At 39.8% G+C, this 14539-nt stretch carries 14 protein-coding genes and 2 pseudogenes; 1 reads left to right on the forward strand and 15 read right to left on the reverse strand.

The window, feature by feature from the left end; all coding sequences use genetic code 11:
- Positions 1-2: 2 nt before the first annotated feature.
- Positions 3-764 carry an SDR family oxidoreductase gene (locus JNUCC31_RS32760; RefSeq protein ID WP_175398568.1) on the reverse strand — a complete coding sequence of 254 codons (762 nt, stop codon included), beginning with the start codon at positions 762-764 and terminating at the stop codon, positions 3-5.
- A gap of 235 nt (positions 765-999) precedes the next feature.
- Here JNUCC31_RS32760 and JNUCC31_RS32765 point away from each other — a divergent pair, with 235 nt between their 5' ends.
- On the forward strand, positions 1000-1545 hold the full coding sequence (locus JNUCC31_RS32765) for a TetR/AcrR family transcriptional regulator (protein WP_175398569.1): 546 nt from the start codon (positions 1000-1002) through the stop codon (positions 1543-1545).
- 361 nt (positions 1546-1906) lie between these two features.
- Here JNUCC31_RS32765 and JNUCC31_RS32770 read toward each other — a convergent pair whose 3' ends face one another.
- The 14 genes and pseudogenes from JNUCC31_RS32770 to JNUCC31_RS34175 form a co-directional block, all read right to left on the reverse strand.
- Complete coding sequence (locus JNUCC31_RS32770) at positions 1907-2938, reverse strand: aldo/keto reductase (protein WP_192267432.1); 1032 nt, start codon at positions 2936-2938, stop codon at positions 1907-1909.
- Positions 2939-3096: 158 nt separating this feature from the next.
- A pseudogene (locus tag JNUCC31_RS32775) lies at positions 3097-4537 on the reverse strand (DHA2 family efflux MFS transporter permease subunit).
- Positions 4538-4604: 67 nt separating this feature from the next.
- Positions 4605-5744 carry an NtaA/DmoA family FMN-dependent monooxygenase gene (locus tag JNUCC31_RS32780; protein WP_192267433.1) on the reverse strand — a complete coding sequence of 380 codons (1140 nt, stop codon included), beginning with the start codon at positions 5742-5744 and terminating at the stop codon, positions 4605-4607.
- Positions 5745-6138: 394 nt separating this feature from the next.
- The gene (locus tag JNUCC31_RS32785) at positions 6139-6564 is read right to left on the reverse strand and encodes a MarR family winged helix-turn-helix transcriptional regulator (protein WP_192267434.1); all 426 of its coding nucleotides are present in this window, start codon (positions 6562-6564) and stop codon (positions 6139-6141) included.
- 509 nt (positions 6565-7073) lie between these two features.
- On the reverse strand, positions 7074-8432 hold the full coding sequence (locus JNUCC31_RS32790; protein WP_192267435.1) for an NtaA/DmoA family FMN-dependent monooxygenase: 1359 nt from the start codon (positions 8430-8432) through the stop codon (positions 7074-7076).
- Positions 8433-8444: 12 nt separating this feature from the next.
- The gene (locus tag JNUCC31_RS32795) at positions 8445-8744 is read right to left on the reverse strand and encodes a serine aminopeptidase domain-containing protein (RefSeq protein WP_192273539.1); all 300 of its coding nucleotides are present in this window, start codon (positions 8742-8744) and stop codon (positions 8445-8447) included.
- 72 nt (positions 8745-8816) lie between these two features.
- Positions 8817-9785, reverse strand: coding sequence for an NAD(P)H-dependent flavin oxidoreductase (locus JNUCC31_RS32800; RefSeq protein WP_192267436.1), 969 nt, complete (start codon positions 9783-9785; stop codon positions 8817-8819).
- A gap of 469 nt (positions 9786-10254) precedes the next feature.
- The gene (locus JNUCC31_RS32805) at positions 10255-10680 is read right to left on the reverse strand and encodes a MarR family winged helix-turn-helix transcriptional regulator (RefSeq protein WP_192267437.1); all 426 of its coding nucleotides are present in this window, start codon (positions 10678-10680) and stop codon (positions 10255-10257) included.
- 545 nt (positions 10681-11225) lie between these two features.
- A pseudogene (locus tag JNUCC31_RS33695) lies at positions 11226-11421 on the reverse strand (winged helix-turn-helix transcriptional regulator); the annotation flags it as partial.
- Positions 11422-11533: 112 nt separating this feature from the next.
- On the reverse strand, positions 11534-12196 hold the full coding sequence (locus tag JNUCC31_RS32810) for a nitroreductase family protein (RefSeq protein ID WP_192267438.1): 663 nt from the start codon (positions 12194-12196) through the stop codon (positions 11534-11536).
- A gap of 755 nt (positions 12197-12951) precedes the next feature.
- The gene (locus JNUCC31_RS32815; protein ID WP_192267439.1) at positions 12952-13314 is read right to left on the reverse strand and encodes a winged helix-turn-helix transcriptional regulator; all 363 of its coding nucleotides are present in this window, start codon (positions 13312-13314) and stop codon (positions 12952-12954) included.
- A gap of 381 nt (positions 13315-13695) precedes the next feature.
- Positions 13696-13896: a stalk domain-containing protein gene (locus tag JNUCC31_RS34170; RefSeq protein WP_192273541.1), complete on the reverse strand. Its 201-nt coding sequence runs from the start codon at positions 13894-13896 to the stop codon at positions 13696-13698.
- 24 nt (positions 13897-13920) lie between these two features.
- On the reverse strand, positions 13921-14085 hold the full coding sequence (locus tag JNUCC31_RS32825; protein WP_192267440.1) for a copper amine oxidase N-terminal domain-containing protein: 165 nt from the start codon (positions 14083-14085) through the stop codon (positions 13921-13923).
- A gap of 390 nt (positions 14086-14475) precedes the next feature.
- Complete coding sequence (locus tag JNUCC31_RS34175) at positions 14476-14535, reverse strand: hypothetical protein (RefSeq protein ID WP_416234476.1); 60 nt, start codon at positions 14533-14535, stop codon at positions 14476-14478.
- Between the last annotated feature and the right edge of the window lie 4 nt (positions 14536-14539).

Raw genomic sequence — 14539 nt, forward strand, 5'->3', positions numbered from 1 at the left:
AATTAATGGTCTGTTGGCGCTTGGCTCGCCATATCGTTAAGTTGGGTTACAAAAGCTCCTTCATTCGGACCTTGATTATCACGAATCATTTTCGCTTGTTCCACTAGAACCTCTTCAGCATCCGTACCGAGTAATCTTATTGTTTCTTCAATAAATGCTTCAAGTGGCATCGCATGCGGATTGTTACTAATATCTCCCATGAGTTCCGTTTGAACCCCAGGTGGTATGATTTCTAATACTTTTACTGTTGTATCTTTAAACAAATAACGTTGTGATAAGGTATAGGAATGGAGCGCTGCTTTGGTCGCCGAATACACCGCAGTCGCTGCGTACGGAATAAACCCGACTGAAGAAGTCGTATTAATGATCACAGCTTCTTCTTTAGACTTCAAATGTTCAATTAATGAAGACGTCATTCGAATTGGTCCAAGCAAGTTTGTTGAGACCGTTGAAACCAGAACCTCTTCGTCAATCACACCCGCAGCCTCATCGAAAAGCATGATGCCGGCGTTATTAAATAAGACATTCAAATCAGGAAAGTCCTGAATAAGTTGCTTAGCGGTTGCCTCAATACTGGAAAGATCCTGTATGTCCAGTTCAACTGCAGACATTCCGGGATTAGCACTAATCACTTCCTCCAGACGCTCTTTTCTTCTACCCGAGATGATTACTTTGTTTCCAAGGTTGTGTAGAGCTTCTGCCAATGCACGTCCAATTCCTGAACCGCCACCTGTAATGAAGATCGTGTTTCCTGTAAGTTTCATTTTAAATTCCTCCAATATTTGGTTATAATTATTTTGGAATTGTATTACATTGTTCGATGAAATCGGTATTAACTATTAATCTTGCACTTTAAGGTTTCAAAATGGACTAACCACCTTCTATGCAGTATACTATTACAACAATAGTTGCTTTAGTAGTTCAATTGTATCGGGAACATCATTGAGGAACAACCAACAATGCGGGCCATTTGTTGGTTTAAAAAAAGGAGTTAGATCCATGGGACTTAAAGTAAGAAATATTCGTACAACTCGAACAAGAGAATCCATTTTTGAGTCACTTTTTGAACTGATGGAAGAAAAAGATTTTGATAAAATAACAATACAAAATTTAACGGAACGAGCCCAAATCAATCGGGCAACTTTCTATGCTCATTTCCAAGATAAATATGAATTGTTGGATGAGATTATAAAAAAATCAGCGGAAGAACTTATTCAACAACATACTAATGGTGTGTGTACTTTTACAAAAGATAATATGATGCAATTAGTATTCGCAGCATTTGAGTATCATCAACAAGTCAAAAAGAAATGTCGCCGTAACTATAACAGAATTATTCCTCTACTCTCTTCAAAATTAGTCAATGCACTAAAGCATTATTTGAATCTTTGTATGCAGGAAATATCCTCTGATGAACGTACTTTGTACGTACAAATCTATGCCAACATGATTAATGAAGCAGTTACTTTGCATACTGCTGAACAAATTAAACTAACAGAACAAAGTATAGCAGAGCATATTGTTCAAATGATGAACCTGGACTAATCGAAAAAGTGAGCCATAGTTAGGTAACAGCTGCTTGAGAGTGCAGCAGCAAGCCCATTATGTTTCGTTTCCCTTGCACAGCCAATAGTGCCAACATAGGATCCATCGAGGGACCATAGGAGACTGTGGTCCTGAGAACCATCAAGCTGGAGTATCAGCGATGAATATCATTTGAAATTTTCCTTTTTTAAAGAGGCTGGGCTGGGCATCTGGAATAGCTAGAAAAACTTCCCCAGTTTACTTCTTCTGCACATACTCCACTAATTCCCTTGGGGTTCACCATCCCATATCTCAACGGTTCATTGCCTTTACATTCCTTCGTTATAACCTAAGCTCACGATACTCTGGACTGAATATTCTGTCAAAAAAGCGGTTCCAGGCGATCTCTTTTCTGATAGTCAACCATCCAACCTGGGTATTCAGGAGGCAGTATACTCACTTCGTCAAGTTGCTGAATTTCATCATCCGTCAGTTCTAAATTTGCGGCTTCCAGATTTTCTTCCAACTGTTCCAATCGTTTCGCGCCAACAAGAACAGAGGTTACAACTGGTCTTGTCATCAGCCAAGCGAGCGCCACACTTGCTATACTTGTCCCATGTGCTTCAGCGATCGGTTTTATCTTATCAATGATATTCCAAGCTCGCTCTTTATCTACAATCGGGAAATCAACCGCAGAGCGGCGCGAATCCTCTGCCTTTTGATTGTGTCGATCGTAACGCCCTGACAGCAGACCGCCAGCAAGCGGACCCCACACCAGAAGTCCCATCTTCTTTGCTTCCATCAAAGGCGCCAACTCTCGTTCAACATCGCGGCTGGCAAGAGAATAATACCCCTGAACCGTTTCAAAGCGAGCCAGATTTTTGCGTTCAGAAATACCAAGAGCATCAGCAATTTTCCAAGCATGCCAGTTCGATACGCCAATATATCGTACCTTACCCTGTGTTACCAGATCATTTAAAGCACCTAAAGTTTCTTCTACAGGTGTCAAGAAATCATCGGCGTGAATCTGATACAAATCGATATAATCCATTTTCAATCTCTTTAAACTTGCTTCCACTGCATTCATAATATGTCCTCTTGAAGCACCGACATCGTTACGTCCCATACCTGTTCGTCCGGCGGCTTTGCTAGCAATTACAACTTCCTCCCGCGCAATACCAAGATTGCGGAAGGATTGTCCAAGAATAATTTCACTTTCACCTTCTGCATAATTATCAGCAGTATCAAAGAAATTAATTCCGATATCGACACTCTTTTTTATCATCTTGTCGGCTACTTCCTGCCCAACTAAACCGAGAATTTTATGGTTATCCTTTCCACTCGTGAACGTCATTGTGCCTAACGCAAGTTGTGAAACTAAAAGTCCTGTATTTCCAAGCTGCTTATACTTCATTCTGTATATCCTCCTTAATATTGGGCATTTTATAGCATCACAATCATACTCGCTTTGCAATCAGCATGTAACTGTCCGCTACATCCGTTATTATGTGCCTCTTCTTTTTTATAGCTAGTCATAAAAGCATGGTGATACGTGTAAATGAACTTTCATATTTAGTGCATATTCATGCTCTCTACTGTTCCGCGGTTGATAACGGAGCGGCGCACGAACAAGCCAATAATAAAGCCAATAACAGCAATTAAAAGCAAAATCCAAAACACGTTTTGCGCCCCCGCAGTTATCGCATTTGCGATTTCATTCGGCATTGTTGGTGTAGATGAGGTAGCTAAATACTTATTCTTTCCACCTGTTAAAATACTAATGGCTACAGCTGTTCCCATAGCCCCAACGACTTGCATCAACGTGTTCAGGGCAGCTGAACCGTGTGGATATAATTCAGGTGGCAGTGAGTTTAAGGCATTTGTTTGTGAGGCTGGCCAAATGAGTCCAATCCCTCCCGCTAGAACCATATGCAATGCAATAATTAATCCAACTGATGAAGCTGGCGTTAATGTTGTGAAGAACCATAAAACCAACATTATAATGACTAAACCTGGCATTATAACCCATTTCGGTCCATACTTATCGGACAAGCGCCCTGCAACCATCTGGAAAATACCATTTAGTGCACTACCCGGCAATAATATCAAGCCTGTAACAAATACAGATAGCCCTGCCCCTGTTTGCAAGAACATTGGCAACACAATCATTGTCGTCATAAAAATTACTATACACATCATCACAAGGAAAACCCCGACAACGAACATCGGATATTTGAATACACGTAAATTTAGTAACGGCTGATCCTTATTTTGTCTCAATACAAACAAGATAAGTGCAATCACACCAACAATAATCAACGTCAGAGCGACGGAACTTCCCCCCCCCATGGCCTCCTTCACCAGCTTGACCAAATCCAAATACGATACTTCCGAAACCAATTGTGGATAAAACTGCTGAAAGAACATCAATACGTTGCTTACTTACTTCTGTTACATTTTCTAAATACTTCATCCCAAACAACATACCAATCACTATGAATGGTAGTAAGAGCCAGAAAATAAAGTGCCAAGACAAATACTGGATTATCATCCCACTAATCGCTGGCCCCAGTGCGGGTGCAAACGATAAGACTAACCCAATATAGCCCATCGCTGCGCCTCGCTTTTCTGGAGGAAAAATCACAAGCAATGTGTTAAACATGAGCGGTAATAATAACCCCATACCAATTGCCTGTATAACACGTGCAAACATGAGCATTTCAAAGTTTAAGGATACAGCCGCTAAGAATGTACCTGCCGTTAAACTAGCTGTTGACACGATAAAAAGTTGTCTTGTTGTATACATTTGCAATAATTGACCAGTGAACGGCATTAGAATACCAAGTGTTAGTAAGTAACCTGTTGTCAACCATTGCGCTGTAGCCGCCGAAATGTGGAACACTTCCATTAAATTAGTCATTGCTATGTTTAGAGCGGTCTCGCTAAACATCCCAACAAAACCACAGATAAGCAGCGATGCCAAGATGGCACGTGTATTGTATTGCTTCTTCATCTCACTATCTCCTTGAAATCAATATAATCGTTTATTTTTTGCCCTACCTGCACCATAACGACGGTCGTCAGGCTTTATCTTTTGTATACCTATTTTCCAGGAAAGGAAGACCTAAATTACCTCTCAACGTACGGGATTCATATTCATTTCGGAATATTCCCTTTTCCTGCAGGATCGGTACGACCAAATCAATAAAATCATCAATTCCCGAAGGATGTTCTTGTCTTAGAAGCAATACGTCCATTGTGCCCGTTTGATGCCAATGTTCAATCCTATCGGCTACGGTCTCTGCGGATCCGAAAAATAGGGGTTTAGGAGTACGGTATCCTGGGGGCGATAACCTTTGTAACTCCAGAAACTTTTCATTCGCCTCCGTTTCTGTTCTTCCAACGATGATGTGTTGTGAAGGCATAATTAACAGGTCTTCCGGAGCTCGTCCTGCAAGGCCTGCTCTTCTTCTCAATTCCTCACTAAATTGCTTGGCGTAGTTGTAATCATCCCCATTTATGAACACACCTTCAGCATGTTTGGATGCGATATTCATAAACGCTTCAGACGTACCCGCTTGAAAAATGACGGGTCTTCCTTGTGGAGAACGACTAATATTAAGCGGACCGTCAACAGAAAAGTACTTGCCTCTGTAATTCAGTTGGTGCATCTTTCTTGGATTGAGGAAGATACCACTCTCTTTATCACGAACAAAAGCATCATCTTCATAGGAATCCCACAGGCCTTCTACAATTTCGATGAACTCTTTATTCAAAGGGTATAAATCTTCTTTAGACAAATGACTTCTGCTGTAGTTAGCCAACCCCCCAGAATTAGATGTAACAGCGTTCCATGCCGCTCGCCCGTTACTAATTTTATCGAGAGAGGCCATCTGTCTAGCCACTGTAAATGGATCAGCGTATGACGTGGCTATAGTCGCAGCAAGCCCGATGTGGCTAGTGGCCATGCTTAATGCGGATAGTATCGTTACACCTTCAAACATGCTTAGAAAATGCGGGATATTTCCAGGCCCTATATGGCTTACATCTGCTAAAAAAACCATATCGAACTTGCCCTCTTCTGCTCGTTTCGCCATCTTGACATAGAAATCTACACTTTCGCTTGCATTGGCAGGCATATTAGGGTGGCGCCATGCCCAGTAACTCCAACCAACCCCTTCAACTATAACGCCGATCTTAAGCTGTTTTTTACTTTTCATTTTTGCTCCTCTTTCTGTAAGATCAAACTCTCTAGCCAATAACCCAATGGCTTTTAATCTCGTAGCCTTTTCGGGTTAAAAATCGGAATCATAATTTCGTCCACCCAGGCTTCATTTGCTTTTTCTCTTAGTCTTTTGGCCACATTTACAATACTTCCGATAACAAATCGTTCACGGTTGAATTCCTTGGCTCTTTCTTCTTCATATGAATACACATGGGATGCTACTAATGGCCGCTCAAGCCGTCATGAATATATCTTCTTTGTCCGTTTGTATGAAAGAGACATAGATCATTAGCCCACTAACCAATTAGATAAACTTTCAAACATCAAATTATTTAGTGTGCTAAATATTAATTTAGCCTGCTAACTAATATTCAAAAAGTGGAGAGTGCTTAAAACAAATTACTCTCCATTTGCTTCATAAGCCGTCGTAAGAGGAGTCGTTCATCAATTGAGATCGATTTTAGCAACTTTTCCTGATGCTTTTTCCATATAATACGAACGGGCTCCTCAAGTTCCTTTCCTTTATCGGTTAAATAAATCCGCATGACTCGTGCATCTTTTTCATCACGCTTACGATAGATGAATCCGTTTTGTTCAAGTGTTTTAACCATGTTGGTTATAGTGGGAGGTTCACAGTTTAATTGTTCACTTAGCTGCATTTGTGTTACTCCATCATCTAAGAATAAACGGTAGAGCAGATTATCTTGTCCGACATGCAGGTTTAGTTCCCTAAGACTTTCGCCGTAATCTCGTCTCATTCTTGCCGAAAGTTTATCGAACAGCTCACGGATCTCACAGTCAATTTCTTTCTCCATGTTGTTCTCCCAACCTTTATTAATGATATTGTTTAGCAGGCTAAATATATCATGTGTGTAGTTTAGCCGTCAACTATTGTTCGTCCGTAAGAGAAAATCATACCCTTTATTTATATATTATTGTTTTTCCTTGTAGTTCCGACTATTCATTATAATTTTCGAAAGAGCGTAGATGTATCCGTACGATCCGCAGAATGAAAGCGCGCTAGTCAATGAAACAGCGACAGTCTAGGTCTTTATTTTTTGGTCCTTGGCAGTCCATGTTTTAAACATCAAACTAGCCAACTAACAAGGAACTGGCTTTCAGCCGGTTTATTTGTGAACGGTTTTATTCAAAGCACTCCTTTATACTCTCAGGCTTCTCTTCCACCCCTCTAACACCATCCGTACCTTCTTCTGCTCTTCTATGATCTTTCCTAATGCTTAGCCCAAGACCATGCTCAAGGTGTAACATAGTCGTATGGACTCTTTGCATCGATGTGGCTTGCTAATCTCCGTAAGAAATTAATCTACTTTCTCACTCCATATTGCTTCGGCACACCCAAGTGTTCACGCAAAGTATTTCCCTCATAATCAAGATGATATAAGCCTCGTTTTTGCAACACGGGCACAACTTTTTCCACAAAATCTTTTACACCTTTTTGACTTTCTGGCACAATGGAAAAACCGTCCGTTGCCCCTGCTTTAAACCATTCTTCAATGAAATCCGCCACATCTTCAGGCGTGCCAACCACTACAGGGTGATAGTTGATGATTCCGTTTGCCAATACATCTCTTGGACTTAGCCCTTGTTTGATTAGCTCTACTGCTCTTAGTGAGCGTGGGTCGCCTGGATTCGGCGTGGCTTGATATTGTAAAGATTTTGGTAGGGGTTCATTCAAATTCAATTCATTTAAATTTACGCCAATCATCGCTGATAAATAGCGAATTTGCCCTTCAAATGCATCCTCTCCCATAAAATCCAGTAACTGATGACGGCGGGCAAGTGCTTCTTCATAAGTATCGCCCACCGTAACCATAAAACCAGAAAACATATTGATTTCATCAGGGTTTCTACCGTATTTTATTGCACTTTGTTTTAACAAATTACGGTAATGACGAGCTTCTTCAATCGTAAAAGGGTTAGCATAAACACCGCTGGCAAATTTACCTGCCATTTCCACCCCTTCAAAACTTGGACCTGCCTGAAAAATAGGCGGTTGCCCTTGCGGACTTGGTGGAAGGGGAAGTGGGCCTCGGGTCTGGTAGTATTGACCATAGAAATTGGCAGGGGTTAATTGATCCAATTTGATAAATTCGCCAGTTTGTTGGTCTGTAATGTAGGCATTTTCGCCAAAACTTCCCCAAAGAGACTGCACTGCTTCTACCATTTCATCTGCCATTTCATAACGAGTGGTAGTGTCAGGCAGAGGACTAGCTCCAAAATTATAAGCAACCTCACGAGTTCCTGTTGTTACCGCATTCCAACCGACACGCCCACCACTTATGAGGTCCAGCGTTTTAAGTTGGCGAGCCAAATTATACGGTAAGTTGTAAGTGGTAGAATAGGTTGCTACCAAACCGATTTTCTGGGTATGCGTGGCAACAGCAGCTAGCATCGTCATCGGTTCCATTACAAACATTGGTGATTTTTGAGCCATATCACCATTTACCCCAGCTCCCACCATCCCAGGTGTATCCGCAATAAACAGCGTGTGAATTTTACCCTGTTCAGCAAGTTTGGCAAGCTCAATATAGGCATTGATGTCGGTGTAAGCCTTTGGATTACTATCATTAAATCGCCAAGAATAACCCTCACCACCATAGCCTGTTACAAACATGATGGCCAGCTTGATTTGCTTGTTTGAATTATCTAAATAGTCGTGCATCGTTTTCCTCCTTTATTTTTTCACTCTCTGATTGATCCATCCCACAATATCATCAACTACTACATCTCCGGTTGGTTCAAACATCAAATAATGTCCAAGTTCGCTATAAAGTCTCAAACTTTTATCTTTTGAAGCCGTTTCTTGATAAAAATCAATGGCATCTTTAGGCACAACATAAACATCATCACAACCGCTTACCAGTAAAACAGGTGCGATAAATTTGTCAACATTAGCTTTGAGGTATTGCGCGCCTTCTTTAACACCATAATCTCTGGTTAGATAAAGGTTTAAACCATCATATCCTGCAACCAGTTCTGTAGTATTTCTCTGTTGTTCATTTTAAATCGTCCTTTCTTATCTTAAAGCATCTACCAGAATATATTTTCACTCAATGCCACTCATTAAACGATCGATAATGATTTCAACCGAATCAATTTGATGGATCATTGAAATGCCAAGCCCCAATGAGGCGAAACCTTTTGATAAATCACCGTATAGCATGCCATTTCTCATCCCCGATGCTGGATTCGATGCCTGGTAAATCTCTTCATTTTTGGCTAAATTGCGATCCATTTCTGCCAATTTATTTGGGAGTTCCCCGGGTAGAGAACGGTAATAGGCAGGTTGCGTGCGATAAAGCAACATATCATTAGCATCTGATTTAATTAAAGCATCTTTAATATTAACAGCCATACGAGACTCTTTTGAGGCAAGAAAGGCAGTCCCGACAAACACCCCTTCCGCTCCTAGAGCCATTGCAGCTTTGGCAGTGCGTTCATCTGTAATCCCGCCAGCGGCTAATACTGGCACACGACCTTTTGCAGCATCTACCACCAAGGGCACAATAGAAAAGGTACCAATAACGTTTGCTGGAACTTGTCCCCCTTCATCAAAACCTGTGGCAACCAGAATATCCACACCACCTTTGATAGCTTCCTCTGTCACTTCAACAGTTGGTGCCCCTCGATAAATGACTTTGATATTGTTGGCCTTAAATTTTTGAGTCCATTCCTTTGAAAATGCCCCTACCATCACAGCCACTTCGACCCCCTCTTCTACCATCATGTCTAGCATGGGTTGTGTATAGAGGTCAAAACCTGCCACCGTAGGAATGATATTGATTCCAATAGGATTTGAGGTGATACTTCTAGCAATACGAACCTCACGGCGCATATTCTCAACCGTTTCTTCAACGGTCTTGGCAGGTTCTGATTGTCCAGCATTGATGCCAAGCACACCTAGTCCTCCACCCTTACTAATAGCTCCTACAAACTTACCGTCTGTTAGCCAACTCATTGGTCCTTGAATAATAGGTTTTTCAATCCCTAAAATGTCTGCTACACGATTTTTCATTGTGTTTCCTCACTTTCTATTTTAGAATACTTCGCCTTCTCTCAGACTAGTCTGGTTAGCTAGTCTGAAAAGGAATCTGAGGTCTTAAGTCGACGGTTAATGCTGGAGTATTGGCGATAAAGATCATTTGAAAGTTTTCCTTTTCAGCTAATTTAGCCCGCTTCACATAACTATTCGGCTGCTTGGGCGGTGCCCTGCATTCTCCAAGTGCTGATTCGGCTCCGTACCCCGAAACCATTGTAGTGCTAGTTGCATCTCTTTTCTTTCATTCCATGTATCTCCTTTGTTTTAAATATGCTCCAAGTAAGCAAAAGAGCCTGGAGTAAATTATTCCCAATCGCATTTCGATAGATCGGAGAAAATGAAGTGATATATAACTTGCTAACTAATTAACTGGTGATTACCCAGATACTTAGGTTGCTAAGTAAATAAATATATTTAATATGCTAAATATATTTATTAATTAACCTTATTCTAGGTTTCTCTCCAATCGCTTCATAAGATCCCTCAATATTAAGCGTTCCTCCGGTAAGATTGAATGGAGTAATTTTTCTTGCTGCTGTTTCCATTTGAACTCAACCGGCTTCTCTAATTCTTGGCCTTTGTCCGTTAGATAAATTCGCATAACCCTTGCATCTTGTTCATCACGTTTACGGTATATAAATCCGTTTTGTGCCAATGATTTAACCATATTTGTTACCGTAGACGGTTCACATTTTAAATGTTCACAAAGCTGCATTTGTGTTATCCCATCTCCTAACCACAAACGAGAGAGTAAATTATCTTGGCCTACATAAAGATTAAGTTCCCTAAGACTTTCATTATAATCTCGACGCATTTGAAATGAAATTTTATCTAACGACTGACGAATATCGCAATCAACCTTATGGTTCATACCAGCCTCCGCTAGTCATAAATATATATTTAGTATGCTAACTATATCATCGTGACATTTAGGTATCCATTATCTTAAGGGACCTACTCTCATTTTATCGGGCTAAATTTATCTAGAATGGAGGTTAAAAGTATGGATCCAACAATAAGATAGAACCTTGATCCAAATCAACTTTTTCACACTGAAATGTTCAGATTCTGTTTATTACACCGTTACCCTATCAACTTGTTGTGTTGAGTAACTTTGTTACAGACAATAGAATAAAACTAATTCTTATTTTTTTAAAGAGGGCAATAAAAATTGCCGTAGTACATTTTTTTGTACTTAATAACTAAAAGTAGGTAAAAAGATGGCTAGAATTTGTAAAGACGTATTTGACAAAGAATTTATAATGGAACATACAAAAGATTATTAATCCTGCAAATGTTCCAATTAAAAGAAGTCTTTTTTTGTTATCTTACTTTTTGTTAGTGCAAAAAAAGCTACGACAATGACAGCTAATACTTCACAAACTTATTAAGCCCGCTTTCTAATTCTCGAAGTTACTTTGTAAGAGAACCTTGTGGAATCCCATAAAAAGGATTTAATCTTACTATAACGACGCTCTTTGGTCTTTAAATACCAAAGAATGATATATTTCCAACGCCAGGAAAGTATGTTTTGGGTATAGGCAGTGCCATTAACTTCTCTTTGTTCCTTTATACACTCTTTATCAAATCCATCCTTATATAATCTAGACACCTTTTCACCTGTTTTGCACGTATCTCGAGTCCCCCTTATAGACAAATAAATTAATAGGGATAAAATAAAGTTTTACTTTTTATATGAAATACTTCTTTGCATTAAGTCAAGCTTATTCTGATGGAAATTCGTTAAAGAACGCTACATCCTCAATAGGAAGACGAGTAGTAGGATGTCCTGGTTTCATTGCTTTTCCGATCGCAATGATCATAACCGGCACATACTGCTCGGAAATTCCGAACGTTTCAAATAACTTTGCTCTATCGTATCCATGCATCGGAACAGTGTCGTAACCTTTGGATCGTGCGACAAGCATGAGCTGCATCGAAATTAGGCCACCATCCGTATATACAATTTGTAGCGTCTCTTCAGGAGGCAGGTTTGAGTACATATCAACATTTCGTTCGATGAATGATTTAGCCGTATCAATCGGCATAAAGCCTGCTTCAACAGCCTGACCATAAATTTCTTCTGCCTTCTGGTAGCTTTTCAGATCTCCTAGCACAGCAATAACGGCAGAAGCTTCGACTACTTGTTGTTGGTTAAACGCGATAGGTAAAAGCTTTTCTTTCAACTCTGGTGTATCGATAACGAGAAAACGCCATGGCTGCAGGTTCGAAGACGAAGGAGCCAATGTTGCCAGTTCGAGTATTTCAGTCATTTCTTCACGTGAGATCTGCACGTTTGGATCGTATGAACGAACAGAACGACGTTCACGAATCACATCTAAGAACAGTTGCTGTTCGATCTTTTCTGAATTTTGAGAGTTTGACATTGTAATTCCTCCTAGAAATAACTTGATTGTTTTGTTCTCCATATTTGTTACCATAGGCGGTACGCATTTTAAATGTTCACATAGCTTAATTACATTTGTGTTATTCCATCTCCTAACCACAAACGAGCGAGTTGTTTATCCTGGCGTACATGAAGATTAAGTTCTCTTAGACTTTCGTTATAATCTCGACGCATTTTGGATGAAATTTTATCTAACGACTCATGAAAATCGCATCCAACCTTAAAGATCATAGGTATGCCCCCACTATCAAAATGTATTTAGCGTGCTAACTATAACATGGTGAAACGGACCTCCTCACATTTTAACGGATTGAATTTATCTAGAACGGGGGCAAAAGTATGGATCTAACTCAAAAGATTGAAAGATGAACCCACATCAGCGTTTCACACTAAAATGACAGATTCAGTTTATTACACCGTTTGCCTATCAACTTGGTGCATTGAGTAACTTTGTTACAGACAATAGAATAAAACCAATTCTCATTTTTTTAAAGAGGGCAATAAAAATTGCCTAAGTACATTTTTTGTACTGAATAGCTTGGTTAGTGCAAAAAAAAGCTGCCACAATGACAGCTTAGGATCTTTACTTCTTCCTACGTTACTTTAATACATTTCTTCACAAACTTTTATCGTAAAAGAAAACTGCCGTTAGAACGATCTCTCCTCCCACAACTATTACTTTATCCACCATTTAAATTTTGGGGTAAATTGTAAACGATAAATAGAACGCTTTGGTTAGTCTACCTGCTCCCCGAACTTCTTCCCGAACTCTTCCATCAAATTAATTATAGGAATGAATTCTTTCCCTTTTGAGGTTAATGAATAATCTACTCGAGGAGGAACCTCTGGATAAACTTTACGATTTATTAAGCCATCTCTTTCTAATTCTCGAAGTTGCTTTGTAAGAGAACCTTGTGGAATATCCCATAAAAAAGCTTTAATCTCACTATAACGACGCTCTTTGGTCTTTAAATACCAAAGAATGATATATTTCCAACGCCCAGAAAGTATGTTTTGGGTATAGGCAATGCCATAAACTTCTTCTCTATGTTCCTTTATACACTCTTTATCAAATCCATCCTTATATAATCTAGACACCTTTTCACCTGCTTTCTACTGTTAAGTACAAAAAAAATGTACTATGTGAATGTTTATTGCTTCATCAAAAAGATGAGAAATGATTATATTCTAGTATATGTAACTGTTTGGTGAAAATAAAGTGTTAGACTGGAGTCGTTGAATTACCGTAGGTTTTAAAGAGAAGAATCGTCAGCTATTAGAAAATAATTTTTTGACAAGTCCATTAAAAGAAGCAGCGGCAGACCAAGACTTGAAAAATAAAGTCTTAGACTGCCGCTGTTGTCATTAAACTAACGTTTCCCGTTAGTTTAATGACGGTCTACATATTTTACTCTTGTTTTGAAGCATGGTCACTGAGTCTTTATCTTCAAATATTATTCTGTAATTCCATTATACTGCTTAATTTTTGAAAATCACGACCATATGCTTGCTTCCCATATATTCTACGGAAGTATTTAACTGCTCCGCCACAAAACGAACAGGAACGAACGCACTGCCGTTCTTCAGAAGTAAAGGAGCATTTTGCATCACCGTTTGCTGGTTTACTTTTACCTGTCTGTTCCCTACAGCCCAACGAATCGTTTTACCATCCTTCTGAATCGTTACCTCTTTGGTGTTCTGATTCTAATTCACGGTTGCCCCAAGCTTCTCGGAGATGAAACGGATCGGCACATAGGTACGTCCTGTCTGAATAAATGGCGCTGCGGAAATACGATAAGCACTGTCTCCCACATAAGCTGTCTTGTTGCCGATCACCAAGCGCTGTGTCTTACGCTGACCGCCAGGCAAATCATTACCTCCCAGTGTCACGAATAATTTATATGTTTTCGATCCCTTGCTCAAATCTAAATAGTTATTTTGCAGCCCAAGTGGTTCAATGAATGCACCCGTATCAATAATACGGAAAAAAATTACGTTGTTGGATCGGCTCTAAATCCCACACTCTATTGTTGTTCAAATAGAGGTAACCCAGACTTTGAAGATTTCTCAACGGCTCCAAATCATAGATTTGGAGCCGTTGAGAAATTCAGAGTAACCAAGACAGTTGATTTAGACAAAGGAGCAAGAACTTTGATGTTATTATTCGCAGCTTCGAGTCTCCTAAGCTTAACCAATCCTGTTAGCGGCTTTAGATCTGTGATCTTGTTGGAATTTATTTGGACAACGTACTCAGATTGACTAGTCCGCTAGCGGTGAAAGATCATTGATTTGGTTGCTAGCTAGAGATAAATCTGTCATCTTC

It is taken from the genome of Paenibacillus sp. JNUCC-31 (genome assembly GCF_014844075.1).
Classification (GTDB): domain Bacteria; phylum Bacillota; class Bacilli; order Paenibacillales; family Paenibacillaceae; genus Paenibacillus.

Bases quoted from the DNA above. Each gene is read 5' to 3' on its own strand.
- JNUCC31_RS32765 (WP_175398569.1), top strand. From the start codon at position 1,000: ATGGGACTTAAAGTAAGAAATATTCGTACAACTCGAACAAGAGAATCC.
- JNUCC31_RS32770 (WP_192267432.1), bottom strand. From the start codon at position 2,938: ATGAAGTATAAGCAGCTTGGAAATACAGGACTTTTAGTTTCACAACTT.
- JNUCC31_RS32780 (WP_192267433.1), bottom strand. From the start codon at position 5,744: ATGAAAAGTAAAAAACAGCTTAAGATCGGCGTTATAGTTGAAGGGGTT.
- JNUCC31_RS32785 (WP_192267434.1), bottom strand. From the start codon at position 6,564: ATGGAGAAAGAAATTGACTGTGAGATCCGTGAGCTGTTCGATAAACTT.
- JNUCC31_RS32790 (WP_192267435.1), bottom strand. From the start codon at position 8,432: ATGCACGACTATTTAGATAATTCAAACAAGCAAATCAAGCTGGCCATC.
- JNUCC31_RS32760 (WP_175398568.1), bottom strand. From the start codon at position 764: ATGAAACTTACAGGAAACACGATCTTCATTACAGGTGGCGGTTCAGGA.
- JNUCC31_RS32805 (WP_192267437.1), bottom strand. From the start codon at position 10,680: ATGAACCATAAGGTTGATTGCGATATTCGTCAGTCGTTAGATAAAATT.
- JNUCC31_RS32810 (WP_192267438.1), bottom strand. From the start codon at position 12,196: ATGTCAAACTCTCAAAATTCAGAAAAGATCGAACAGCAACTGTTCTTA.
- JNUCC31_RS32800 (WP_192267436.1), bottom strand. From the start codon at position 9,785: ATGAAAAATCGTGTAGCAGACATTTTAGGGATTGAAAAACCTATTATT.